The 25,086-nt window shown below is 68.9% G+C and carries 23 protein-coding genes and 2 pseudogenes; 12 read left to right on the top strand and 13 right to left on the bottom strand.

The features are described from left to right. From APR04_RS29260 to APR04_RS29245, 4 genes and pseudogenes are all read left to right on the top strand, one after another. Window positions 1–230 (top strand): annotated as a pseudogene (locus APR04_RS29260) (group II intron reverse transcriptase/maturase); the annotation flags it as partial. A gap of 106 nt (window positions 231–336) precedes the next feature. Beyond that, window positions 337–855, top strand: a pseudogene (locus APR04_RS29255) (integrase core domain-containing protein); the annotation flags it as partial. 25 nt (window positions 856–880) lie between these two features. Beyond that, the gene (locus tag APR04_RS29250; RefSeq protein WP_308292406.1) at window positions 881–1,480 is read left to right on the top strand and encodes a DNA-methyltransferase; all 600 of its coding nucleotides are present in this window, start codon (window positions 881–883) and stop codon (window positions 1,478–1,480) included. A gap of 312 nt (window positions 1,481–1,792) precedes the next feature. Beyond that, window positions 1,793–2,545, top strand: coding sequence for a DNA-methyltransferase (locus APR04_RS29245; RefSeq protein ID WP_301313126.1), 753 nt, complete (start codon window positions 1,793–1,795; stop codon window positions 2,543–2,545). A 27-nt stretch (window positions 2,546–2,572) separates the two neighbouring features. On the opposite strand, the gene APR04_RS29240 is transcribed toward APR04_RS29245, so the two are convergent. From APR04_RS29240 to APR04_RS29220, 6 genes are all read right to left on the bottom strand, one after another. Beyond that, window positions 2,573–4,192 carry a DUF6119 family protein gene (locus tag APR04_RS29240; RefSeq protein ID WP_253877975.1) on the bottom strand — a complete coding sequence of 540 codons (1,620 nt, stop codon included), beginning with the start codon at window positions 4,190–4,192 and terminating at the stop codon, window positions 2,573–2,575. A 245-nt stretch (window positions 4,193–4,437) separates the two neighbouring features. Beyond that, complete coding sequence (mobF, locus tag APR04_RS29235) at window positions 4,438–7,872, bottom strand: MobF family relaxase (protein ID WP_253877981.1); 3,435 nt, start codon at window positions 7,870–7,872, stop codon at window positions 4,438–4,440. Between the two features lie 55 nt (window positions 7,873–7,927). After that, window positions 7,928–8,278: an ImuA'/RecA-like NTPase gene (locus APR04_RS31435; RefSeq protein ID WP_504967652.1), complete on the bottom strand. Its 351-nt coding sequence runs from the start codon at window positions 8,276–8,278 to the stop codon at window positions 7,928–7,930. 191 nt (window positions 8,279–8,469) lie between these two features. Next, window positions 8,470–8,643 (bottom strand): hypothetical protein, encoded by a 174-nt coding sequence (locus tag APR04_RS29230; RefSeq protein WP_253877973.1) that lies wholly within the window; start codon window positions 8,641–8,643, stop codon window positions 8,470–8,472. Window positions 8,644–9,143: 500 nt separating this feature from the next. Beyond that, entirely contained in the window at window positions 9,144–9,542 is a 399-nt protein-coding gene (locus tag APR04_RS29225) for a hypothetical protein (RefSeq protein ID WP_253877972.1), read from the bottom strand. A 41-nt stretch (window positions 9,543–9,583) separates the two neighbouring features. Beyond that, on the bottom strand, window positions 9,584–10,558 hold the full coding sequence (locus APR04_RS29220) for a class I SAM-dependent methyltransferase (protein WP_253877970.1): 975 nt from the start codon (window positions 10,556–10,558) through the stop codon (window positions 9,584–9,586). Window positions 10,559–10,698: 140 nt separating this feature from the next. Between APR04_RS29220 and APR04_RS29215 the strand changes: the two genes are divergently transcribed. From APR04_RS29215 to APR04_RS29200, 4 genes are all read left to right on the top strand, one after another. Next, a complete protein-coding gene (locus APR04_RS29215) occupies window positions 10,699–11,937 on the top strand; it encodes a tyrosine-type recombinase/integrase (protein ID WP_253877968.1) in 1,239 nt (412 codons plus the stop codon). Between the two features lie 59 nt (window positions 11,938–11,996). Beyond that, window positions 11,997–14,270 carry a tyrosine-type recombinase/integrase gene (locus APR04_RS29210; protein ID WP_253877966.1) on the top strand — a complete coding sequence of 758 codons (2,274 nt, stop codon included), beginning with the start codon at window positions 11,997–11,999 and terminating at the stop codon, window positions 14,268–14,270. Window positions 14,271–14,493: 223 nt separating this feature from the next. After that, on the top strand, window positions 14,494–14,865 hold the full coding sequence (locus APR04_RS29205) for an ArsR/SmtB family transcription factor (RefSeq protein ID WP_125777286.1): 372 nt from the start codon (window positions 14,494–14,496) through the stop codon (window positions 14,863–14,865). Continuing rightward, a complete protein-coding gene (locus APR04_RS29200; protein ID WP_125777285.1) occupies window positions 14,859–15,467 on the top strand; it encodes a cadmium resistance transporter in 609 nt (202 codons plus the stop codon). Before APR04_RS29205 ends, APR04_RS29200 begins: the two co-directional genes overlap by 7 nt. A gap of 51 nt (window positions 15,468–15,518) precedes the next feature. Here the strand turns inward: APR04_RS29200 and APR04_RS29195 are convergent, their stop codons facing one another. From APR04_RS29195 to APR04_RS29180, 4 genes are all read right to left on the bottom strand, one after another. Next, window positions 15,519–16,427, bottom strand: coding sequence for a sterol desaturase family protein (locus APR04_RS29195; RefSeq protein WP_253877964.1), 909 nt, complete (start codon window positions 16,425–16,427; stop codon window positions 15,519–15,521). Between the two features lie 123 nt (window positions 16,428–16,550). Further along, complete coding sequence (locus tag APR04_RS29190) at window positions 16,551–17,312, bottom strand: AraC family transcriptional regulator (RefSeq protein ID WP_253877962.1); 762 nt, start codon at window positions 17,310–17,312, stop codon at window positions 16,551–16,553. Window positions 17,313–17,314: 2 nt separating this feature from the next. Then, a complete protein-coding gene (locus APR04_RS29185) occupies window positions 17,315–17,944 on the bottom strand; it encodes a methyltransferase family protein (protein WP_253877960.1) in 630 nt (209 codons plus the stop codon). Further along, window positions 17,941–18,573 (bottom strand): class I SAM-dependent methyltransferase, encoded by a 633-nt coding sequence (locus tag APR04_RS29180; protein ID WP_253877958.1) that lies wholly within the window; start codon window positions 18,571–18,573, stop codon window positions 17,941–17,943. The genes APR04_RS29185 and APR04_RS29180 overlap by 4 nt, the downstream gene beginning before the upstream one ends. Window positions 18,574–18,623: 50 nt before the next feature. On the opposite strand from APR04_RS29180, the gene APR04_RS29175 reads away from it, so the two are divergent. The 4 genes from APR04_RS29175 to APR04_RS29160 all read left to right on the top strand — a co-directional run bounded on the left by APR04_RS29175 (window position 18,624) and on the right by APR04_RS29160 (window position 21,670). Continuing rightward, window positions 18,624–19,013 carry an ArsR/SmtB family transcription factor gene (locus tag APR04_RS29175; RefSeq protein ID WP_253877979.1) on the top strand — a complete coding sequence of 130 codons (390 nt, stop codon included), beginning with the start codon at window positions 18,624–18,626 and terminating at the stop codon, window positions 19,011–19,013. Window positions 19,014–19,107: 94 nt separating this feature from the next. Continuing rightward, on the top strand, window positions 19,108–19,653 hold the full coding sequence (gene lspA, locus APR04_RS29170) for a signal peptidase II (RefSeq protein WP_253877956.1): 546 nt from the start codon (window positions 19,108–19,110) through the stop codon (window positions 19,651–19,653). Window positions 19,654–19,691: 38 nt separating this feature from the next. Then, window positions 19,692–20,303, top strand: a complete 612-nt coding sequence (locus tag APR04_RS29165; RefSeq protein ID WP_253877955.1) for a cation diffusion facilitator family transporter — start codon at window positions 19,692–19,694, stop codon at window positions 20,301–20,303. Continuing rightward, on the top strand, window positions 20,300–21,670 hold the full coding sequence (locus APR04_RS29160; RefSeq protein WP_253877953.1) for a phenylacetate--CoA ligase family protein: 1,371 nt from the start codon (window positions 20,300–20,302) through the stop codon (window positions 21,668–21,670). The genes APR04_RS29165 and APR04_RS29160 overlap by 4 nt, the downstream gene beginning before the upstream one ends. A gap of 393 nt (window positions 21,671–22,063) precedes the next feature. On the opposite strand, the gene lnt is transcribed toward APR04_RS29160, so the two are convergent. The 3 genes from lnt to ccsA form a co-directional block, all read right to left on the bottom strand. Continuing rightward, complete coding sequence (gene lnt, locus APR04_RS29155) at window positions 22,064–23,632, bottom strand: apolipoprotein N-acyltransferase (RefSeq protein WP_253877951.1); 1,569 nt, start codon at window positions 23,630–23,632, stop codon at window positions 22,064–22,066. Window positions 23,633–23,889: 257 nt separating this feature from the next. Beyond that, window positions 23,890–24,618, bottom strand: coding sequence for a cytochrome c biogenesis CcdA family protein (locus APR04_RS29150; protein WP_253877949.1), 729 nt, complete (start codon window positions 24,616–24,618; stop codon window positions 23,890–23,892). A gap of 58 nt (window positions 24,619–24,676) precedes the next feature. Beyond that, on the bottom strand, window positions 24,677–25,086 hold a 410-nt coding region (gene ccsA, locus APR04_RS29145), incomplete at its 5' end, for a cytochrome c biogenesis protein CcsA (RefSeq protein ID WP_253877947.1).

The following is a 25,086-nucleotide window of genomic DNA, read 5'->3' as shown; positions in this document are numbered from 1 at the left end:
CGTTCTCCTACCTCGATCGATTCGCCTTCTGGCGGATCGTCGGCTGGTTGAAGAAACGACATCCCCGACTGAACATGCACACCCTGGTCCGACGTCACCTGCCTGGCTGGCAGATCCGTGACGGCGGGATCGAGTTCTTCAGGGCGTGGAAGGTCACCGTGACCCGATACCGCTATCGAGGAGCGAAGATCCCAACGCCCTGGACCAGCGCAGCGACCGCAACGTCATGACCACGTGGAGAGCCGGATGCTCAGGAATGGGCACGTCCGGTTCGGGAGGCGGCCAGCGGAGACCCACCCCGGGAGACCGGGACAGGGCGCCGCTGGCCGACCTCACACCTACGTCCGCACCTGGGCCGGGTTCGTCTACGTCGCGTTCGTCGTGGACGTGTTCGCCCAGCGGATCGTGGGCTGGCACGCCAGCTCCAGCAAGAAGGTCGAGCTGGTCATGACCCCTTTGCGGATCGCGCTATGGCAACGCGAGAGAGAAGGAAACCCTGTCTCACCTGGGGATTTGATCCACCACAGCGATGCCGGATCTCAGTACACAGCGATTCGCCTGACCGAGCACCTCGCCCTGGAAGGCATCAACCCATCGATCGGGTCCGTAGGCGACGCCTACGACAACGCCCTCATGGAAACCATCAACGGCCTGTTCAAGGCCGAGTGCATCCGCACCACCGTGTTCCATGCCGGGCCCTACCGCACCCTCGCGGACGTCGAGTACGCGACCGCCGGCTGGGTCGACTGGTACAACAACCGACGCCTCCACGGCTCTCTCGGGATGCTCACCCCGATAGAGTTCGAAACGCTCCACTACCAGGCCCTCACCCGAGAGCCCGAACCCGCAAAGTAGCGGCAAGGAACCCGGGCCGGTTCATATTGCGTTCGCGCTCCAGGACGACGGGTGGGTCCTGCGCAACGACATCATCTGGTCCAAGCCCAACGCGATGCCCACATCGGTCGCCGATCGCTTGGGCAACCGCCACGAGCATGTTTTTCTGCTCTCGAAGACCCGGCATTATTGGTTCGATCTAGATGCGATCCGTCAGCCGTACGACGGCGACAGGGCACCATCTCGACGCGCTCGCACCGGGCACGCAAACAAGGCGAACACGATCGCCCGCCCGTGGGGTGGTCTCAAGCAGCCCCAACCGAACATGGAAGCCACCGGCGTGGCCCATACCGCAGCCGACGACGCCGGCAGGAACCCTGGCGACGTATGGACCATCGCTACCCAGCCGTTCGGGGGCGCCCACTTCGCGACAATGCCACCCGCGCTGGCTCAGCGCTGTGTCCTGGCCGGGTGCAAGCCAGGCGGAGTGGTCTTGGACCCATTCTCCGGATCGGGTACCACGGGACTGGCTGCGACCGAAGCCGGGCGCCGTTACATCGGGATCGATCTCAACGAGGACTACCTCGACCTGTCGCTACGGACCCGGCTGCGGCAGGGCGTGCTCGACCTCGAGACAGGCGTCTGATCCGTACCCAACAACGCCGCAGCGGGTCATCCGTCACGCTCGTGTCGGATGACCCGCTGGTGCAGGGACGGCGCGACACGTCGGCTGCTGCCGCGTGACGACATCTCGACGGCTCAGGCCGCAGGGCGCCAAGACGGGCGCGGTCGAGCACCTGAACGACATGAAGAATCCTTCCGACAGTGAGTCCGTGCACCGGACAAGCAGCAGGGTCGTCCTGGCACGTCTGGCTGCGAGCACTCCGCTAGGTCCTGACGGGTGCTTCCACGTCGCCGTCGGCCGCCCCGCGTACGACCCAACGCTGCGGGCTCGGTCATGACGCCGTACTTCAGTGATCAGGACGTCACTCTTTACCTGGGTGACGCTGCGGAGGTCTTGCCCACGCTGGGTGCGTTCGATGCGGTCGTGACCGACCCTCCGTACGGTGAGACGTCGCTGGATTGGGACGTCTACCCTGTCGGGTGGCCGCAACTCATGACCGGTCATGCGTCGTCGATGTGGTGCTTCGGTTCGATGAGGATGTTCCTGGACCACGTCGATGACTTCGCCGGTTGGCGTATGTCCCAGGACGTGATCTGGAACAAGGGCACCGGGACCAGCCCAGCGACAGATCGGTTCCGGCGCGTCCACGAACATGTCCTGCACTTCTACCGTGGCGCCTGGCGGGATACCCACCACGACACCCCGCGCGTCCAGATCATGGGGCGAGCACGCAGTGGCCGGTCTTCGAGCGGCCCGGGGCCGTCTACGCATGCTGGGTACGGCCCATCCGCCTGGGTCGACAACGGTACTCGTTTGGTCGAGTCGGTTCTCTACGCCCCGAAGGACCGTACCGGAGCGGCGAGCAACCCCACCGCGAAGCCGGTCGGCTTGCTCGAGCTGCTCATCAGCTACAGCACACTGCCTGGGGCGACGGTCTTGGACCCGTTCGCCGGATCGGGCTCCACCGCTGTGGCGGCCCGTCATACGGGGCGCCGGGCAGTGCTCATCGAGAAGAGGGAGGAGCAGTGCGAGGCCGTTGCCCGACGCTTAGCGCAAGGCGTACTCGATCTTGCCGCAGACGTATGAACTGGTGATCGCCGAGGGGTGTGTCGTTCACTCGACGATGATGGGCGCGACGTACACGTCGATGCCGCGGCCCTGGATGTCCTGGGCTGCCCGCACGAGGTTGACCCGCGAAAACGTGAACAAGCTCTCCGCGGAGACCTCGGTCTTTCTCGCCATCGCGAGCACCACTCGTTCGGGACGGTCTTTGACCCACGACGGGTCGCCGCCCTCAGCCTCGACCCGTTCCCTCAGACGTTGTACCGCTTGCTGGTCCCACGCCAGCGCATGGGTCGAGACATAAGCCTGCGCGAAGAGGTGGCTTGCTGGCGCGGAGGAGTCGAACTTCTTGACGTGGATCAACGATCCGTCGCTGAGCAGCACGTCACAGGCTTCGAATCCTCTGGGGTGGGCGTCGGTTCGGATCAGTTTCTGGTCGAGACAGATCCCCCCGAGCTGGGCTGCGAGGGCCTGGTTGTACTGGGCCTCATTCTTCGTCGTGGCCGGCCAGCCAGGCAGGGGCGGCTTGAGCCGCTTGTGGAAGATCTGTTCGGTCAGACGCAGGAGTCGCTCGGCGTACTGCTCGTCCATCTGAAACCACTGCCCGTCGAACAGGCAGTACTTCTTGCCGTTGTGCGAAGTTTCGAAGGCGAGCCACTTCCGGGCCGAGATCGCTCCGCTGATCGGGTCGTCTTCATCGGCGCTGCTGAACAGTTGGACCTTCATCTGCTTGAGCCGCTGCAATGGAGCCGTCGAGCCCGCAAGGGGGGCGACCAGGTCCTCAAGTACGGGCAGGCCGTCCTGCAGGGCTGAACTACCTCGCCCGGCTCCGGATCCCATGAGCTTGAAGTGTGTCGGCGGTGCGTTGTCCCCGATGTGCTCGAAGGGCCAGGACAGACCCAGCTGGCGTTCTTCATCGGCTGTGAGTGCGTCGGCGAGTTGTTGGTCCAGCGCGCTGACCAGGCTTGCCGGCTTTCGAATCGGAACCAGCTGCTCCAGGACACTCATGCCTGGTGGCGGGTCGGTGGCAAGCAGGGTCTCGATATAGTCCAGGTCTGCGATGAGGTCATTCGCGATACGGCCGAGTGGGATGTTTAGAGCATCTGCACCACGGACGGTGACCTTCCCGTCGTGGGTGAGGCCAGGCGCCATCCCGCGGACGACGATCCGGGTTGCCATCTCACCGAAGGCCTCGAAGCCGAAGCCGTTCAGGCCGTCCCCGCTAGGCACGGTCACGCGGGCGACCTGGGCGCGTGAGTCGATGGCGCTGCGGGTCACTGAGCTGATCTGGGTGGGGTCGGCGAGTCGTATCGCCACGCGCTGGCCGAAGCTGGAGTCGACGAACGACTGATCGATCAGCTGGAACCCCATGCCGAAGGTGACAGCCCATGCGCCGTCTTCCGCACGGCGAATGATCAGCGCACCGGCTGCTGTGACGTTCCCGATCGTTGCCGGGAACCCGGTCAAGGACTCGACGTCCTGGGCCCACTTGGCGTGTTCCGTCGCCATGACGCCCAACACGAGCAAGGCCTCACGTCCCCCGACAACGACGTCGTGCAGGTCGAAGTCAAGGTCGTCGACGTATCGCTCGCGAACGGCCGCGCGCAGGTCGTGGACATCCACGAGGCGGTAGAGGGTCCGGGCGGTGGCGTTCGACTCGTTGCGAGGCACGAGATCGATGGTCCCAGCGGGTGCGAACTGCGCAAACGCTCGGCGTGAAGATCACCCGGCAGTGGATCGTCCTGTCCTCCACGGCCACTGTCAGTGCCGGCCGGTACGGTCGAGCGCAGCCGAAGAGAGACGCAAGGACCCCGGTTCGTTTGCGGGCCAACCCGTGCGATCCCCGCACCTCCTCGGCGCCGTCGATGACGGCAACGCTTCGCTTGCCCCACCAAGATGGTGGCGTGCCGTGTTTCCTACAGATCGAGCGGTGCCCTGTCTCGGCGCCCGGACCGTAGGGGCAGTGCTCGGCTCGGTACTTGTCCACGAGAGTCCGGAGGTGGACGAACGGTGGCTGCGTCGCGCTCGGCAAGGGCAGCGATCACGCGTGCGCGTTCCTCGAGTGCCGCCCGTTCGTCCTGGGTCATGGCGCCGAGCGCTTCGGGGACGCCGTCGGCAACGAAGTGGGTATCCCTGGTGCCAGGCTTTCTGGCTGCTCGGTTCAGGCGCGCGCCGAGCATGGCGCACACGTCATCGGCGATCAACAGGCCGGGCTGGGCCGCGACCCGGGGAAGGAGGGTCTCCACGTCGTGCCCGAGGGCTTCGGCACGGCGCAGCGCTCGACACATTGGACCGAACGCGTCGGTCATGACTGCTGTATCTGCTTCGCCAGGTGTGAGCTTGCCCGCCGTGCTCAGCGCGCTTGTGACCAGCCGGATCCAGCGAGGTCGTTGAGCGACGTCGGCAATGTGCTCGTACTCGGCGATCAGCCGGTCTCGCCCGGTCCACTTCTCGTGTTCGGCGCGGTGGGTCTCGTGTGCGGAGAGTTCTGCGCCGGGACGGGCCAGGATCCGGTAGAGGATCGCCCGGGCGGTCGGGTTCTCGGCGGGTGGGGTGTGGTCGTCATCGGGCAGGTCGGTGGCGACGTAAGCGTGGTTGGCGTGGCGCCCACGGGTCAGGGCGACGTACAAGTTCTCCCGGACGGTCCTGGTCGTGACCAGGACGTGCGCGGTATCAACGGTGATGCCTTGGGCGCGGTGGGCCGTGACGGCGTACCCGAGGTTGAGGTGTTCGGCCACGTACTGGGCTGGCAGGATCACGCTGGACCCGAGGCGTGAGGACGTGCTGGTCGCGCGCCGGGAGGGCAGGACTCGTCGGGCATCGATGCTGCCGTCGCGGCGGACGTGAGTGATCTGCCAGCGGTCGCCGTTGCGCACGAATCCGCCCCGGGCGGTCACCAGACGGCGACGGTTGCGGCGGGTGATGACGAGGTCACCTTCGGAAGCTTCCGTCCCGTCCGCCAAAGCGAGGGCGCGGCCGGTGTCGACTTCACCGGCGAGAATGCGGTCGGCCCGGGCACGTCGGTTCAGCTCGGCCACCATGGCGTTCGTGTCCGCCACCAGCACCGTGGTTAGACCCGCCGTGTGGTCGTGGTGCCAGGCGGTGTAGGCGGCGTCGGCCATCTCCTGGGTGGTGCCGTCATGGAGGCGTCCTTGGTCGTCGTAGGCGGGCACGGCTTCGGGGCGCCCGTCGCGCAGGGCGAGGGAGGCGGTCTTCTCCCAGGCGTGGGTGAAGCGGTGCAGCTCGAGCAGGCGTGGCGGGTCGGTGCGGGCGTTGACGAGCATGGCGAAGGCGCCACCGGCGTCGACGGCTTGGAGCTGGGCGGGGTCGCCGACCAGGAGCAGCTTCGCCCCCGCACGCTCGACGGCGGTGGCGAGGGCGTTGAGAGTGTGGGTGCCAGCGAGAGTGGCTTCGTCCACGATCACCAGCTGCCCGCGACGGAGCTCGACCTGGTACCAGGGCTTGGTGCTGGTGTGGTCGTGGAGCCACTTCGCGGTGGTCTCGGCGTGCAGTCCGACGTCCTGCCCGAGAACCTTCGCGGCGGCGGCCGACGGCGCCAGCGCGACCACACTCCCGCGGCCGTGCTGACTGGTCCATGCTCGGACGAGGGCGCGCATCGTCGTGGTCTTGCCCGCACCCGCAGGCCCGACGAGCACATCCACCGTCCGGCCCGAGGCTGCGACCTGGCCGACGGCGGACGCCTGCTCTCTACTGAGGTTCCGACCCCGGCCCGGACGTTGGGCAGCGAACGCGGGGTCGCCGGGGCGCAGGGTCGGTGCGGTGGTTTCGCCGGCCAGGTCCAGCAGGTGCTGCTCGGCGTCCCAGACCGCGGTACTGCTGAAGACGGTGTGGTGCTTGGGCCGCAGCATCGTCGTGCCGTCAGGGCGTCGCAGCGCCGTGGGCGTAGGCGCGAGCTCGCTCGGGGTGAGCGGGACAGACCCAGCCTCGGCCAGCGCGACGATCCGGGCTGTGACCTGCTCCCGGTCGGCGGCCGAGGTGAGGCGCCAGCCGGCGGTCTGGCGGGAGGCTTCCGCCCACAGGTTCCAGTGCGTCCAGGTCGCCCTACTGTCCGACACGGTCGCCAGGGTGCTGGCGGCGGCCTTGGCCAGTGCGTCGTCGGGCACCTGGTCGGCGCCGTGGGTGCGGGCGGTGCCGGAGGTGGTTAGGCGGCGGGCGAAAGCGACCGGGTCGCCGTCGTCGAGCGCAGGCAAAAGTCGCGCGGCTCGGCGGCGCCAGGTGGTAGTCAGGTCGTGCAGGGAGTGCAGTGTCTTCTCCGGGCGGGTGGCCAGGGTGGCCTGTGCCCGCAACTGGCCGACCGTCGTCTTCGAAGGGCGGCGCCCGTGCCGGGCGATGTACTGCGCGATCAGGACGTCGGTGGCGGCATTGATCTGGGTGGATCGGGTCGAGAACTCGGCGATCAGTTCCTCGCTGACGCCGTCGATCTCCCACTGCGGGTTCCGGTCCGCTCCGCGGCGGCGACGCTCCCATGCCAGGCCGAAGGTCCCGGTGAGGCGGTCCCGCAGGACCGCGTCATAGTGCGCCGACAACGCCACCGCGGCTGCGAACAGTAGCTGGCCGTCCAGGGTCCGCCACTGCCCGTCGGCCAGGGTCATTACCTTGTTGGAGAGGACAACGTGGGTGTGTAGCTGCGGGTCATTGGTCCGGGAGTCCCAGTGGTCGAACGCTGCAGCGATGATGCCCGCGACGTCGGCCTGGGCGATGCCGTCTTTGCCGACCCGAGTTGCGGCGACGTGGCGTTCGAGCAGTCCGAGGGTCTCGCGGACCGCGGCGTGATGGGCCTCCACGATCCGCGCCTGGGTGTTCGCATCGGCCAGCGCCCACAACACGCTCACCGACTTCGGCACGGAGAACGTCAGGTCGAACCCAGCGACGGAATGCCGGTCGCCAGCGCGATGCTCCTCGGACTCGATGGCGGCTGTCTCGATCGAGCGTTCGTCGTCGGTGAGCCAGCGGTCGAGCTTCGCGACCCGTTCGTCGATTCTCTGTGCGGCGGGCTTGTAGGTCCGGTAGTCCCGTCCCAGCCGTGCACCGGTGATCGGGTGACGGCCAGCTCCGATCAGGAGCTTGAGTTGATCCTCGGTCACCATGTCGCCGTCGGCGATGCCTGCGATGTCGGCAGCTCTACCTCCCGGTACCTCCTCCGGTGCGGCCACAGCCAGCGCCGGGTCCAGAGCCTCTAGGCCGGAGCCGAGCCAGAACCCCGGCGGCGTACCCGCCTCGAGGTAGTACCGCGTCACTCGATCCGGTGCCGAGCGATCCCCGTCCCCACGAACGACAGAACGCAGGAGGTAGGCGTAGCCGTCTCCAGCTGAGACCTTGCGGATCGACATCGTCACGAGCGCACCTCCACTACGTAGGTGCATCCAGGCAGCCGACCCAACACCTCTAGATGTTCCTGAATGCAATCAGTGTGAGGGGTGAGGGGTGAGGGGTGAGGGGTGAGGGGTGAGGGGTGAGGGGTGAGGGGTGAGGGGTGAGGGGGCGGGGTGAGATGGCGGGGGCTTTACGGGAACACAGCCGACGGCGGACCGCGGGCCAGCCGTTGATCAGCCCGCGACGTCGTACACCACTGGCGCGCCCAGGCCATGAGCTTGCGACGCTCACTGTCGTGGCGGCCCGCAGGCTCGCGACGACGCTCTCGATACCGTCCAGGAGCGCGGCAAGCACTGCGGCACCGCGACCGCCGACGTCGGGCACGACGACGGCTTGCTCCAGGTCGCCGCCGGCCTCGGCCAGCGCGACCGGGCCGAGCTCGGGCCAGCTGACCAGGGCGACCCACCCGTCGCACTGCGCGACGCCTAGGAGTCAGCACATCAGGTTCGCCGAGTCCCGGACGGTGACCACGGGGCCGGGGGCAGGTCGCACCCGGCCGGCTCGGGTCGAGACCGGGGATCGGCGGCAGCCAGTGCCAGCGAGGCTGGTAGGTGTCAGCCCCGGTCGGGCACTCCGATGCTGAGCATCTGCCAACCCTCGGGGACCTGAGCGTCCAGTTCGTCGCGGCCAGCTTCGTAGGTCGTGGCCTCGACCTCGATCTCGCGGGCTTGGGACGACTCGTCGCCGCGGACGGCGGCGCGGGTGTCGATCGTGGCCGTGACTCTCATAGGGTGCCTCTCCGTGATCCCACTGAGTCCCATAGTGCGGCCGACCACTGACACCCGCGGACTGGGCACGCGCAGTGGAGTGGTGATCTGCATGACACGACAGGCTGGCCACGACGAGATCACCACATGCCCTGAGCCACCCCGCCGGCCTTAGCGGCATCTCGTCAGAGATGCAGGCCGTCGTTCACGCCCGGACGCTCGCCCTGGTCGATGAGCCGGGGTGCGGGCGGGGTGCGGGGCCGGTTAGGCGTCGGTGGGTGCAGGCGCCGGGTGCAGTCAGCCCTCGCTGGGTAGCGGCACCTCCGATCCGGCTAAACGCCTCCAGTATCCGCTGACCCAGGCGCGACCAGTCGGCTTCCGGGACCAGCAGGGGGTGCCGCCGGGGCCGGGATGAGCACATGCTCGGTGTGCGAAACACTCGTTCTCGCAGCACCCGATCACGAACAGGACACCTAAGCGCCACACCGCGATCTACCTGCTGCGGGCTTCTCCGCCTCGGGCTACCGCACTGGCCGGCCGATGGCCGCACGAAGGAGCCCGCCGACGCCGAGCAGGATGAGCCAACCGGCGACCAGCGTGAACTTCAGAGCGTTGTAGGCAAACAGCGCTACGAGGACCCAGGCGACCATGTGGTGGAGCTCGTAGAAGAACCAGGCCGCTCCGGCGTAGGCGAGGGCAGACGCGAGCGCCAACGGAAACCCCCAGCGGCGGTGGCCACGTCGGCTCATCCAGATTGCCGCCTTGGTCGTCGGACCAGCCTCGAACATCGGCGCCGCAACCGTCGGCGCGTTCCGAGGGCTTGGGTCGCGCCGCAGGTAGGTGGGCACGCTAGAAACGGGGAGCACCCCGGATCCCGTCGCGTGAGTCATCTCGTACTCGATGGCGTTCGGCGTCGACATCCTCCCCACCTCCCGATTGGCTAGTGCTAGAACAACCGTGCTTACAAGTTACGCGCGATGTGGGGAAGCGTCGAGCGTCCACGCCGCAACCGAGCGGGCCAACTGATCGTCAGCATCCCGTGAGGGCGCGGGAGAGTCTTCGCGCTCGGAGAGAGATCTGGCGTCGCGCCTTCGGGCCACCACTCGAATATCGGGTCGCATTCGCGATGGTCGGCGCCGTAGGTCTGGATGGACTCGGCCAGCCGTGTGGTGAGGGCGCCTGCAGCTGGTCCTTTGCCGACGGCACCGATCTCCAGCTCATTGCCGTCGCCCAGCGGACGCCACGCCAGGGCGGCAAAAGAACCCGCCTCGGTGATCGCCGGGTAGAACGACTTCTCCGCGCCGCGGTCGGTCGGATCTTTCGCCTCCATGGCACACCCACCAGGCTGGATGAGCACCCAGGTCAGCAGGTCCAGCCAGATCGTCCGGCTGGCATAGATCACACCGGACCACGCCTCCGCGTGCTCGGCGGCCAGGACACCATCGGTGACTGCGAAGTCGTCAGGAATCTGGTCGGCGAACCGGAACGTGACCGCCTTGCCGGAGAGACCAGTCAGCTCGACCGCCGGCGGCTCGTACCGATTGGCGCCCTGCAGGGGAACGAAGCCGCCGGGCACGGTCGACTCCGAGATCAGGTGTCCGTCCTGATAGCGGAAACCGATGATGCGTTGCAGACCCGGGGCGATCTGTAGGGGCACGACCAGGACGCCGTCGGGCGCCAGCTGCTCCAGCCAGACCTTCGGGATGGTCCATGGCGAGACAGTGACCATGATCCGGTCGAAGACCCCACGGCCAAGATGCCGACCCGCGTCGGCCGTAATGACCTCGACCCGGTCGCTGAGGCCAAGTCGTTCGAGTCCTGCCGTGGTACGCGCGGTGACCGACTCGTCGATGTCCACGGTGACCACCTCACCGTCCGGGCCGACCAGGTGCGCGAGCATCGCCGCGTTCGGGCCGCCTGAGCCGATCTCCAGCACCCGCATCCCGAGCCCGACATGGGCCTGGCGCAGGTTCCCGGCCTGTCTTGTTGACCGCACTAATGGCGTGTCGTCCCCGCGGCGCCGGATGGTGGCGCTGACGCTGATGCCCTCTGGCCCGATTTCGAGGAGCGGCATCGATGGCACTGGACGTAGATGGTGAAGGCGGCAGTCGTTCTGTCGCGGGGCTCGTCGTGGCGCGCAGCGGTGCGGTCCGGCCGACCCGTGCGGCGGACCTGCCGTGGGTCGTGCTCGACGGCGCCGGAGTGGCGGTCGAGCCGGTCAGCGAGTTCCTGCGCGAGCTCCTGGCGTGCGGAAACGGGACGTCGTCGTGCCGCTCGTACGCATACGACCTGTTGCGCTGGTTCCGGTTCCTGGCCGCAATAAGGGTTCCGTGGAACCGTGCGCAACGTGATGAGGTCCGCGACTTCGTGCTGTGGCTGCGTACGAGCGTCAACCCGGCAAGGGCACGGTCCCGGACTGATGCGCCGGCGCCGGGGGCGATCAACGCGCGGACCGGGAAGCCGTCGCTGTCTGCCGGATACGCGCCGGCGACGATCAACCATGCTTTGTCGGTGGTCGCGGCGTTCTACGCCTTCCACGTCCGGACCGGCAGGGGGCCGATCGTCTCGCCCGTGCCGCCGCAGTCTCGTCGTGGCGGGCGGGTTAACGCCCATCACAACCCGATGGAGCCGTTCGCGTTGCACAGGCGGGGCAGCTACCGCCAGAAGCAGCCCGACCTACCGCCGCGGGCGGTGCCCGACGACGTCCTGGACGACTTGTTCGCTCGGCTGGGCTGCAACAGGGACAGGGCCCTGTTCAGCATGTACTTGTCCAGTGGGGCGAGGGCCTCGGAGCTGCTGGGCATGACGGTCGGCGATGCTCACCCGGGCGAGGGGCGTGTCTACGTAGCGACCAAGGGCCTGGGCGGGGTCAAGCAGGCGTGCCCGGCGGCGCCGGAGGCGTTCACGTGGCTCGCGCTCTACCTCGGCGAGCTCGCGGGTAAGGGGCACCGGCCCGAGCCGGACGAGCCGCTGTGGTGGACCCGACGTAACCCGCTCAGGCCGCTGTCCTACACCGCTGTGCGGGCGGTGCTGCGGCGCATCAACGAGTCGATCGGCGCGAACGTCACGCTGCACGACCTGCGACACACTCTCGGCCTCCGGCTGATCGCCGATCCACAGGTCACTCTCGTCGACGTCCAGCAGGTCTTGCGCCACCGGCAGATCACGACCACGGGCCGCTACCTGCGACCTCGCGTCGACGAGGTGATCGCCAGGGTCCATGAGCACTACACCCGCCCGCGGCCCGACCCGCGTCCGCTCGCGGGCTGGACCTACGACGAGCAGGACCTGTCCGACGTGTTCGGGGCGGACTGATGGTCGGGCGGCACGGGCAGACGACCCGCGTGACACCGGTCAGCCGCCGGGAGCCCGGCGTGCTGATAGCCCCGGCTGGTCCCGCCTACGCCCCTGCATTGCCGGGCCAGGAGGGTTCGACGCGGCAGGAGCTGGTTCGCCTGGCCGAGGCGTTGCTGGACCGCCAGCCCTCCTCCCGGCAACGTGCGGTGCACGCCCTGGCCCTGAGCCGTGCCCTGGACTGGCTGGAGACCTTCGCCGGCGAGAACTGGCAGGACCGGTGGCTGCACAGCGGTTCCGACCAGGTCGGTCACCGGTGGCTCCCGGACGTCCCATCGAAGCATCGGCATTCGCTGACCTCAGGCATCAGGATGCTCATCGTTCTGTGCGCGATCCGGCCTACCTACGCGTGGTTCTTCGCCAGCCGCCTGCTCGGGGTCTACTCCCAGTTCCGCCAGCACAACCACGCAGCCGTCTTCGCAGCGATCGAGCCTCACCTGGCTCGCGCGGATACAGGCAGCTACGGCGCCTACGCGCTGACCGTGCTCACGCATATCGCGATCGTCACCGACAGGTCGCCGCGGGACTTCGATACGGCCGACTTCAATACTTACCGGGCAGCGCGGGCCGCTTCGGGGCGGCCCAGCGTCGGGTTGCCCCTGGCCTACGAGGCGCTGCAGGCGATCGGCGGGCTCGTCGGTCAGCCCTCGACGCTGCGGCAGGCCATCGCCCGGGGGCAGCTGACGGTTCCCGAGCTCGTCGACCGCTACCCGATCGTCGACACCAGGATCCGTGACCTGCTCGTCCACTACCTCGTGGAACGCTCGACGGTCCTGGACTACAGCAGCCTGAGCAGCCAGGTTCAGCTCCTGGCCGACCTGTTCTGGTGCGACCTGGAGCGCCACCACCCCGGGATCAACTCCCTAAGGCTGTCCGCAGAAGCCATCCAGGGATGGAAGGAGCGGTTGCGGATCCTGCCCGACGGCAACCCCCGCAAGGGCACCCACCTCATCCTGCTCGTGGTCCGGGCGCTCTACCTCGACCTGCAGCAGTGGGCGCTGGAAGACCCAGCCCGCTGGGCCGAATGGGCTGCACCGAGCCCGATCACCGAGGCAGACCTGCGCGGTCAGACCAAGGCGGACCGCCTCCTGAAGGCACGCATGCAGGCGCGCACCCGCACCCTGGTCCCGGTGCTGCCGCGACTGGTAGCCACCGCCGAGGCTGAGCTCGAGCACACCGGCAGGCTCGTGGCCGCGATGCAGCACACCGAACCGGAGACCGAGGTCACCGTCGACGGGCGCCGCTACCAGCGCACCAAGACCACCTGGAAGATCAACGCCATCGCGCTCGACGAGGGACCCAGGCGGTTCGACGTCGCCCAACGAGACACGGACGCGTTCTGGACCTGGGCCACGATCGAGGTCCTGCGCCGCACCGGCGTCCGGGTCGAAGAACTCCTAGAGCTGACCCACGTGGGCCTGCGCCAGTACCAAGCACCCACCGGCGAGATGGTGCCCCTGCTGCAGATCAGCCCGTCCAAGACCGACGCCGAGCGCGTCATCCCCGCCGACCCGGACCTCGTCTCCGTGCTGGCGAAGATCATCCGCCGGGTCAAGGACGAGGCGGGACGTGTCCCTCTGGTCCAACGGTTCGACGAGCACGAACAGATCTTCGGCCCGCCCCTGCCGCACCTGTTCCAGCACGTCGTCAACTACCAGCGCCAGGTCATCTCCACCGAGCGCATCCGCACGCTGCTGCGCAAGGTGGCACGGCGCGCCGATCTGCGCGACGTCGACGGAACACCACTGCGGTTCACCCCGCACGATTTCCGCCGCGTGTTCTCCACCGAGGTCGTCAACGGCGGACTGCCCATCCACATCGCCGCGAAGCTGCTTGGCCACCTGGACCTGAACACCACCCAGGGCTACGTCGCGGTCTACCCCGAAGAAGTCATCAGCCGCTACCGCGCCTTCGTCGACCAACGCCGCGGGCGGCGCCCCAGCGAGGAGTACCGCGAACCCAGCGACGCCGAGTGGAACGAGTTCCGCGACCACTTCAGCCTCCGCAAAGTCGCCCTGGGCACCTGCGAACGCCCCTACGGAACCCCCTGCCAGCACGAGCACGCTTGCGTCCGCTGCCCCATGCTCCGCATGGCCCCCACCCAGATGCCACGCCTGCTCCAGATCGAACGCAACACCCACGAACGCCTCGAAGAAGCCCACCGCCTCCAATGGCTCGGCGAGGTCTCCGCGCTCGAGGAGAACCTGCGACACATCGCCGACAAGAAACTCCAGGCCGAACGGCAGCTCCGGCAAGCCGGCAACGAGGAGGCGGGGCCCGACGCGCTCGACTGAATGGTCATGCAGGTCGGCGGCGCCTTCGAGCCCAGTACCGGACAGGCCCGGCGGAGGCCGTGTGATGGGTTCCACGACAGCACGCGTGACCCGGCCCCTGAGGTCACGAACCTAGCGGGTGGAGCCACGCACCCGCGGTCAGGTGCCCGGTCCATCGTCGTGGGTGTCGAGCAGGACAGCAACGATGGCTTGATGATCGCCGAAGGCCGGGCATCATCGTGGTATGACGATCATAGAAACTGAGGTGCGTGCGGCGAGCACGGCGGACATCGAGCCGGCGGTGGCGTTGTTCCGGTCGCTGGGCGATCCTGCGCGGCTGGCGATCGCGCGACGGCTCGCGTCCGGCGAGGCGCGGGTCGCAGAGCTGACTCGTGACCTGGGGCTGGCGCAGTCGACCGTGTCCGCGCACGTGGCCTGCCTGCGGGACTGCGGGCTGGTGGTCGGGCGCATGGAAGGGCGGCGGGTGTACTACTCTCTGGCCCGGCCTGAGCTGCTGGACCTGCTCACGGCGGCCGAGACGCTGCTGGCGGCGACCGGCAGCGTCGTGGCCCTGTGCCCGACCTACGGCGTGGATGGGCAGGACTCGGCATGCTGACCACGATCGCGGCAGCAGCCGGGTTGTTCGTCGCAACCAACCTCGACGACATCGTGATCCTCACCGTCCTGTTCGCCGTCGCCGCGCGCGGTGGACGACTGCGGGGATGGCAGATCGTGGCCGGGCAGTACCTCGGCCTCAGCACCCTGATCGCGGTCAGCTTCCTCGCCGCGCTCGGCCTGACGATCGTGCCGGACGAATGGGTCGGCCTGCTCGGCCTGATCCCGCTCGCGATCGGTGTCCTCGGCCTAGTGCGCACGCTGCGCGGGTCCGACGATGACGATGAGGCCGAGTCCGCGCTCAAGGCCGTCGGGCTGCTCGGCGTCGCCGGGATCACGATCGCCAACGGTGGTGACAACATCGCGATCTACACCCCGGTGTTCCGCACCATGTCCACCACGGACGCGCTGGTCACGATCGTGGTGTTCCTCGTGCTGCTCGCGCTGTGGTGCCTGCTCGCCCGGGCGATCGGCACCAACGAGACCGTCACCGAAGCGCTGGAGAAGGTCGAGCACTGGCTCGTGCCGCTGGTCTTCATCGGCCTGGGTGTCTTCATCCTGATCGAGTCCGGCACCCTGGCCCACATCGCCTCACTGCTGTAACCGCAGCACCGGCCTGCCCGGTCACGAGATTGTCGTGACCGGGCAGGCTGCTCAATGAGTTGCTGCGTCGGGCTGGCGGTGGGTTACGTCTTCCGGTTGTGGTTCGTCTGTGCAGGCACCGCTCGCCCGGAACGGTTCCGCGAGCTGGGCGAGGTAGTCGTTGGGGTAGTTGGGTTTGGCGGCCATGCCGAGGTCGTCGCTGGTGAACCGGCGTTCTGGGTCGTAGGAGTAGGTGCCGAGCAGGTGGTCCCAGATCAGGGTGAACAGTCCGAAGTTGACGTCGCCGATGCCGGCCCACTTGAGGTGGTGGAACCGGTGGGCCTGGTTGAGCGCGAGCACGGTGCGTAGTGGTCCGACCCGGTAGTCCACGTTGGAGTGCTGCAGGAGGAGCTGGACCGCGGCGCAGAGCGCGAGGGCGAAGGCCACGGGGGTGGGCAGGCCGAGCAGGATGAGGGGCGCGAAGCCCACGGCGGTCTCCAGGGTCTGATGGAGCGGGTGCTTCATCAGGCCGTTGAACCCGTAGGCGCGCTTGACGCTGTGGTGCACCGCGTGCAGCCGCCACAGCACGGGGATCTTGTGGCTGGCCAGGTGGACCAGCGTAATTCCGAGGTCGGCGACCAGGATCGCGGCGAGCACCTGCAGCACGAATGGCCACTCGTGCGGCCACAGGCTGTCGAACGGGGTGAGCGCGGTCAGGACCGGCACCACGATCAGACTGGCGAGGGTGAGGGTCTCGTTCACCGTGGCGTGGGCGGTGTCGCGGTGGTCGTCGTCGTGCGGGGTGTTCCATTCCTCCCGGTAGGGCAGGACGCGCTCGGCGACGAACGAGCTGGCGATGGCGAGCAGCAACAAACCGAGCAGCCAGAGCTTGGAGCCACCTGAGGCGGCGATGGTGATACCGGCGCCGTTGATGGCCAGGAGCATGAAGGGCACGTAGCCGTACCGGACGAGTGTGCGCATGCCCTTGAGCCTGCAGCCCGACCAGCCGCCGCGGCTTGAACAGACTCGCTAACCCTCATGGCACCGACTTCGTGGCACCGTTTCCATGGCGTCGTTTCCGTGGCGTCGTTTCCGTGGCGTCGTTCAGTGCCAGTCCACGGCGCGAGCCAGGAGCGACGGGGGCAGACCGAACATCTCGTGGCAGACGCGGGTCAGGTGCGCGCTGTCCGCGAACCCGGCGGCGTGCGCGGCCTCGGTGAGCGTGACGCCGCGCCGGGCATGGTCGATCGCCCGTTGTAGGCGCGCCCACCGTACGTGGGCCCGAAACGGTAGGCCGAGCTCGTCGCTGAACAGGTGCCCGAGCCGGCTGGCCGAGATGCCGGCCGCCCCGGCGAGCTGCCCCAGGTGGACCGAGTGGTCCAGCAGCGTCGGCAGCAGGGCGACCGCTCGCTGCAGCGCCGGGTGCAGCGGCTTCTCGGCGAGCGGGCTCGCCTCGGCGAGCGTGCCCAGGACCTGGTCGATCACTGTGCTCGGGGTGCCCCCGGCCAGGGCTGCGGCCCGGATGCCATCGTCGAGCAGCGGCTGCGCCGCCGCGGCCCATGCGGTGACGGAGTCGAGTGGCAGACCGGTGCACCGCACCCGCCTGGTCAGTGCCTGGCCGAACAGCCCGTCGGCGTCGATCCACGCGATCAGCCCCGCGCAGGCGCCGGCCATCTCGTGCACCGCGCCGGACGGGATGACGGCCGCGTGACCCTGCCATGCGGCGCCGGACTCGTCGCGCAGCCGCACCGGCTCGGTGGTGGCGAGCACCAGCTGAACCGCGGCATGCCGGTGCGAATGGGCGACACCCAGCCGACCGGCGTAGATCAGGCGGCCGGGCCGCAGCACCACGGTCCCCTGCCACATCGTCAGCTCCCGTGCGGGTGGTCGGCCCGCAGCCGGCCCAGGCCAGGCAGGAAGCGGCCGACACGTGCGGCATAGCCGGTGTAGGTGGCGCCGTGGAGGCGGCGCAGGTGCGGCTCTTCGCCCAGGCGGACCTGGATCTCGATTCCGGTGAGCGTGACCGCAAGGCCCGCGATCGCAACGGGGTTGGGCACCATCAGCGCCACGCCCAGGAAGACGACGAGCGCGGCGGTGAAGACCGGGTTGCGCACCAGCCGGAACGCACCGGTGGTCACCAGCGCGGTGTGCTCGCTCGGGTCGACCCCGATCCGCCAGGAGGCGCCCAACGCCAGCTGGGCGCCGAAGGTCGCGAGGATGCCCAGTACCGCGAGCACGATGCCCAGGCCATGCACCGCCGGGTGGTCGGCGACGGTCAGCGGCGGGACGTCGGCCAGGGCGGCGACCGGGGCGCCGAGGCCCACCATCAGGTACCCGAGATCGGCCACGGCGAGCCCCCACCACTGCGGCGTGCCGCGTGCCGCCGACCTGCGCCGGTTTCCGGTGTCACCGGTACGGCGGCGCTGGATCAGTGTCCGCACGCCACCACTGAGCAGCATGAAGACGACGAACAGCGCCAGGGCGGCGACGGCCGTCACTGGTCGCTCCCGGCCGGCACGGGTTTGGCGGCCACGCCGAGCAGGTAGTCGCCGCAGATCCGGGTGGTCGACCCGAGGACGACGAGCCCGTGGCGGGCCAGCTCGTCGAGGAACTGCTCGGCGGTGAACCGGTCCTCGCTGGGGTGGTCGAACAGCCGCTGGTAGGTGGGGCGGGCCAGGGCGTGGGCGGTGACCTCCTCGAAGTAGAACCGGCCGCCCGGGGCGAGCACCCGGGCGACCTCGGCGACGGCCGCGCGCCAGTGCGGGATGTGGTGGACGATCGCGAAGTCGAACACCGCGTCATAGCCGCCGTCCTCGGCACCCAGCGCCGCACGCAGATCGGTCGCGCTGCCCTGCACCAGCCGCACCCGGTCGCCGAAACGAGCCAGGCGCCGCCCGGCACGCTCGATCATCACGGGGTCCAGGTCCACGGCGTCCACGCTCGCCGCGCCGAACCGCTCCAGCACCAGCTGCGAGCCGTACCCGGAGCCGCAGCCGATCTCCAGCGCCCGCGCCGCGGGGAGCAGCCGGCCACCGAACCGCAACAGCATCGGGACCTCGTAGAAGCGCTGCAGCCAGCGCCGGGGCGGGGAGTTCACCAGGACGGTCTCGGCCTTGTTCATCAACATCGCCCAACCTCGTTTCTATCCGGCCTGTTTGGTATCATCGTGTTGTGACGATGAATAGCACGGAGGGGTGTCTCGCGTCGAGCGCGGGGCTGGATCCGGCGGTGGCGCTGTTCCACAGCCTCTCGGACGCCACGCGGCTGGCGATCGTGCAGCGCCTGGCCCGGGGTGAGGCGCGGGTAGCGGACCTGGTCGCCGAGCTGGGGATGGCGCAGTCCACGATCTCGGCGCACGTGGCCTGCCTGCGTGACTGTGCGCTGGTGGTGGGCCGCCCGCAGGGACGGCAGGTGTTCTACAGCCTCGCCCGCCCGGAGCTGATGGACCTGCTGGCGGCGGCGGAAACCCTGCTGGCCGCGACCGGGTACGCGGTGGCGCTGTGCCCGACCTATGGCACGGACCTCGCGGCCGAGGTGGTCCAGGAGACGACGGAGCGTGCTCGATGAGTGACGCGCGCGGGCTCTGCCACCACGAACGGGTCCTCGGTGTGGACGCTGGGTCACGGGAGCTGGATGCGCGCCACCGTGGTGGGGCCCTGTCATGAGCGTCGAAGATCGAGTCCGGACAGCCAGGGTGGCCCGGGCCCGTGTCGGTCTGGCCGCGACCGCCGCGGTGCTGGCTGCGCTCGACCTCGGCCTGAAGGCCTGGGCAAGGCGGGCCCTGGCCGACGGCACCTCGGTGGATCTGCAGGTGATCCAGCTGCGGCTGACGTTCAACCCCGGCGTGGCGTTCAGCCTCGGTGACACCCTGCCCAGCGGGGTCGTCCTCGGTGTCACCGGGCTCATCGTCGCGGGCCTGGCGGTGTTTGCCTGGCGCACGGCTCGCACCGCGACCTGGCCCGCACGGCTGGGCCTGGCCGCGATGCTGGCCGGAGCGGTCGCCAACCTCGCCGACCGCGCCGCTGACGGGGTCGTCACTGACTACCTGCACTCCGGCTGGTTCCCGACCTTTAACCTCGCCGACGTCTTCCTCACTCTCGGCGCCGCAACACTCGTCCTGGCCAGTCTGCGCACCACCGACGCCACCACCGACGCCACCACCGACGGCACCACCGACGGCACCAGTGTGAGAGACGCAGCGCCGTGACCCGGCCGGCGCAAGGCACACCAGCGCAAAACAAGCTCGTGCGGCGCGGGCTGGCCCTGGCGTGGTTCATCATCGTCTGGGACGTCGTCGAAGGCATCGTCGCCGTGACCGCCGGGCTGGCGGTCGGCTCCATCGCCCTGGTCGGTTTCGGTATCGACTCCGCGATCGAGGTCTTCGCCGCCAGCGTGGTGATCTGGCAGCTGCGGGCGGGTGCGCACGCCCGACAGCGACCCGCGCTGCGCGCCATCGCGGTCACCTTCTACGCCCTGGCCGCGTTCGTGGGCTTCGAGTCGATCCGTGACCTGGTGACGCAGGACAAGGCCGGCGAGTCGCTGATCGGGATCGTGCTCAACGTGGTCGCCCTGCTCGTGATGGTCCCGGTCGCGGTGGCTCAGCGCCGCATCGGGCGGGAGCTGAACAACCCGGTGCTGACGGCCCAGTCCACCGAGACCTGGATGTCCAACGCGCTGTCCGTGACGGTGCTGGCCGGCCTGGGGCTCAACGCCACGCTCGGCTGGTGGTGGGCCGACCCTGTGGTCGCCCTGGCCGTGGCCGGCCTGGCGGTGCAGTCCGGCCGTGAAGCCTGGCACGAGGCCGGCAAGCCCACGCCGGCGGAGGACCACCCGAGCACAACCAAGGATCAGCCATGACGACGGAAAGCCGCTTGTCGCTCCTGCGTGACGCGCGCGCCACCCGCAGGCAGGGCAAGGATGCGATCGCGCGTCGGCAGCGTGACCGGCTCGCCGACCTGGTCGCCTTCGCCCGCGCCCGCTCGCCCTACTATCGCGAGCACTACCGCCACCTGCCCGAACGCGGCACCGATCCGACGCTGCTGCCGGTCACCAGCAAGGCCGAGCTCATGCCGCGGTTCGACGACTGGGTCACCGACCCGTCCGTCACGCTCGCCGCCGTACGCGCGTTCGTCGAGGACCCCGCGCTGATCGGAGAGAAGTTCCTCGGCCGCTACACGGTCTCCACCACCTCGGGAACCACCGGCACGCCCGGGATCTTCCTGACCGACCAGCGTGTCCTCGCCGTCACCAGCGCGGTGGGCGCACGCACGCTGAGTTCCTGGCTCACCGCTACCGACGTCGCCCACATCGTGGCTCGCGGCGGGCGCACCGCCATGGTCATCGCGACCGGCGGCCACTTCGCCTCCACCGCCGCCGCCGCCGCGCTACGCAGGAACCGGTTGCGTCGCAACAGGATCGGGGTCTTCGGCGTGCACACCCCGATGCCGGAGCTGGTCGAGGCGCTCAACGCCTTCCGCCCGACCCTCCTGGCCCCCTACGCCAGCATGGGCGCGCTGCTGGCCACCGAGCAGCAAGCCGGCCGCCTGCACATCGACCCAGCCCTGGTGGTCCTGTCCGCCGAGGGGCTGCCCGCACCCGAGTACGACCGGATCGCCACCGCGTTCGGCGCCAAGGTGCGCCACAGCTACGCGGCGAACGAGTGCCCCTTCCTCAGCCAGAGCTGCGCGCACGGCTGGCTACACCTCAACAGCGACTGGGCCATCCTCGAACCAGTGGACGCGGACCATCAACCGGTCCCGCCCGGTCAGCGCTCCCACACCGCGCTGCTGACCAACCTCGCCAACCGCACCCAGCCGATCGTGCGCTACGACCTCGGCGACGCCGTCCTGGTCCGGCCCGACCCCTGCCCGTGCGGCGACCCGCTGCCCGCGATCCAGGTGCAGGGCCGCGCCGCCGACCTGCTCACCTTCCCGGCACGCAGCGGCCAGCCGGTCACGATCGCGCCCCTGAGCGTCAGCCTGACCCTCGAACGCCTGCCCGGAGTCGAACGCTTCCAGATCGTGCAGACTGCCCCGGCGAACCTCAGCATTCGTCTGCAACCCACATCTGGTGCCGACACCGAACAGGTCTGGCAGACCGTGCACACCGAACTCACCCGGTTGCTCACGAGCCACGGGCTCGACGACGTCACCGTCACCCGCGCCGACGAACCACCGCAGCAGACGTCGGGCGGGAAGTATCGCGAGGTGATCCCGTTGACCTGACGACTCAGGCCCAGGGTGAACTCGATAGACACCTCCGACCGGTCGTTCTCGGACCGGCGTAGTGCCTCACCAATCGTGCGTTCGGCGAAGCTCACCGATCTCGCGTTTCGTTGCAGCGTTCATTGCAGGGACGCAGCGGCGTCGATCAGCCGATATCCGGGCCGCAGCACTTCCGCAACGGAGGCGGCGGTGATCAGACTGCCCCCTAGGGACCGCTGGGGCCTGGCTTCGATCACGCGTCGGGCGAGCGGACCTGCCAGGTGCCTGCTGCCTGCGTGTTGGAGGTGGTGCCGCACGCTCGCTTCGGAGTTTCCAGTCGGAACGGCTGCTCGATGCAGCCCTATCCTGAGCGATCCTGAATCGGGGCGATGGGACGCGACGGCCACCTCGTGATCACGGCGTGAGAGCGATCGCGGGCGGCGACCGTCGGACGCAGAAGGCCAGGGCCACGAGGCTCAGTAGTGGTCCCCACAACAACAGCTTCTGGATCCATGGGCCGAGGATGACCCCGGCGGTGAGTTCGTCGCGCAGCTCGATCCCGGTGACCATGAGTCCTGCCTTGTCGCTCGCAAGAGTCTGGACCGTGCCCCCTTCAGGCGTGAAGATCTGGCTGGTGCCCGTGGTGGAGACGTTGACGACGCTACGGCCGGTCTCGATCGCGCGCATACGTGCGACGGCGACCTGCTGCAGGTTCTCGTCGGTGCCGCGGAAGTCGGCGTTGTTCGTCTGGAACATGAACACCTGCGCGCCGTCGCGCATGCCTTCCTGGATGACGTCGTCGAAGACCACGTCGAAGCAGATCGCCAGCCCGACGGAGCCCTGATCCAGGGCGAGGACCGGCGAGTCGTTCCCCGGGGTGAACTCACGCTGGAGGAGGGCGACGAGCCCTGGAGCGATCGCTTCGTACAGCTCTCGGTCAGGCACGTACTCACCGAACGGTACGGGGTGGCGTTTCGCGTGCGTGGCCTGCGCGCCGCCGTTGGTCCAGAGGAACGAGGTGTTGTAGAAGCGGCCATCGTCGACCGATGCCGCATTCAGGAGCAGCGGAGCGCCGTAGGCGGCGGCTGCCGCGCTCAGGACCCGAGCGGTCTCGGGTTCTGCGGCAGGGTCGCTGTCGACGCCGCCCTCGGGCCACACCACGATGTCCACCTGCCCGCCCTCCAGGGGCGCGGAGGCCGCCAGCTGGGAGCTGAGCACCTCGTGCGCAGCGCGCTCGTCCACGTAGGCGGCGGGCCCGTTGCCCTGCACCGCACCGACACGGATCGTGCCGGCGTCGCGGGTCGGGAACTGGGGGACGATGAGCAGGAGCACGGCGAGCAGGCCGACCGGGACAGCGCACGGCAGAAGTGCCCTGCGCCGTGAACGACCGCCATCGTCCGGCTCTGACACCGCCCGCGTGCGAGCGGTCCACCGGACGGCCTCGATGACGCCTGCGCACACGACGACCATCAGGAACCCGAGCCCGGAGACGCCCAACCAGGACGCGACGGGCGCGATCGGGCTCTCCGACTGGCTCATCCCCAGCCGCCCCCAGGGAAATCCGCCGTAGGGCCAGGAACCCAGGATGAGTTCGCGCGCCACCCACGCTCCGGCGACCAGTACAGGGAGCACCAAGAGCCGCACGACCTGGGTGTCGCGCCAGCGCGGCAGCCACCGGTAGGCCAGCACGATGAGCGGAGAGAGCGCTGCGAGGAGAAGTGTCTCCACCGTTGCCAGCGCCACCCACGGCACCCAGCCGAAGGGGTCGTCGCCGAGGAACCGTGTGGCCCAGGACAGGTGCGGAAAGTAGAAAGCGGCACCGAACGCCGCACCGACGAGCACTCCGCCACCGACCGTCCGACCGATGAAAGACACGAGCGCGAGCGGGACGGCGACGAACGCGAGCGGCCACCAGCCGAGCGCGGGGAACGCCCCATCGAGCGCGAACCCACCGGCCGCCGCGAGGGCGAGCGCTGCTGGCATCGGCAGGAGCGACGGCTCGCGGTCTCCCGCCTGGAGGACGGCCCTGCCTGGCCATCGTCGCCGGAGCCCGGTGCCGCGAGTGGGGTCAGACGCACGGACGGTGCCATTCGCCGTGGTGCGGTCGTGGAGGTCGATGAGCGCGCTCCTGGAAAGTTGGGGGTTCGTGATGGGTGCGAGCAGTCTCCGGCGCCTCGGCATGAGCTGAGATGTTCAGGAGTGCTCACGTCGTGATCGGGCGCTTCTGGTCCTCGGTAGGGCTAGATGGGGGTGACGAAGCCGCCGACCCAGCCCTGCATCGTGCCCATCAGCCCGGTCCACACGCCGGTGACCATGGCCAGCCCGATGAGCATCAGCACGACTCCACCGGTCAGGTTGATCGCGCGTACGTGGGTGCGCAGGAACGTCGTCGAGCGTTGCGCCCAGCCGAAACCCCATGCCAGTGCCAGGAACGGGAGCCCGAGTCCGAGGCAGTAGGCCAGGGCGAGCAGTGCGCCGCGGGCTGCGGTTCCCGTATCTACGCTCAAGGCTGAGATCGCCACGAGGGTCGGGCCGAGGCACGGTGTCCAGCCCAGGCCGAACACGATGCCCAGCACGGGTGCGCCGGCCAGACCGACCCGCGGCTTCCAAGCAGGGCGGACCGTGCGCTGCAATGGCCCTACCTGGCCGATGAACACAAGACCCATCAGGAACACGACCGCGCCGAGGATCTGCAGCAGGAACCCCTGGCGCTGGACCAGCCACGCCCCCAGCGCCCCGAACAGGGCCCCGTAGGCAACAAACACGACCGTGAAGCCCGCGATGAACAGCCCCACCCCCGCGAGGAGGCGTGCCCTCGAGCTGTCCTGGCCCATGCCGCCGACGTATCCGAGGTACCCGGGCACCAGGGGCAGGATGCAGGGTGAGGCGAAGGACACCAGCCCTGCAAGCATCGCCAGCGGAACGGCTAGCAGCAGGCCGCCGGAGAAGACGACTTCCGGGATACTCATGGTCGGTTTGCTCCTTGACTGCGCTCTGGACGGCGACGATGAGATCTTGACTTGCCGCTCATCCGGCAGTCAGTCCGGAGTAGGAGTGCTTGCCGTTGATGATCAGGTTGACTGCGGTGAAGTTGAACAGGACGCAGGCGTAGCCCACCAGGACGAAGTAGGCGGACTTGCGGCCGGCCCAGCCCCGGGTGGTGCGAGCGTGGAGGTAGGCCGCGTAGACGACCCAGATGATGAAGGTCCACACCTCCTTGGGGTCCCATCCCCAGTACCGGCCCCAGGCGCTCTCGGCCCAGATCGCTCCACCGATGAGGGTGAACGTCCAGGCCACGAACCCGACAGCGGTGAGCCGGAAAGACAGCGCCTCCAGCGCGTGGGCGGTGGGGAGGTTGTCCAGCCAGCGCCACCCGGGGCGTCCCACGATCGCCCCACCGCTGTCACGCGAGTCGCGCAGGAGCTGCAGCGAGGAGG

Origin of the sequence: Promicromonospora umidemergens (assembly GCF_024171995.1) — a bacterium.
Classification (GTDB): Bacteria; Actinomycetota; Actinomycetes; order Actinomycetales; family Cellulomonadaceae; genus Promicromonospora; species Promicromonospora umidemergens.
Note: the sequence above shows the minus strand (reverse complement) of the source record. Positions and strands in the feature narration are given on the sequence as shown.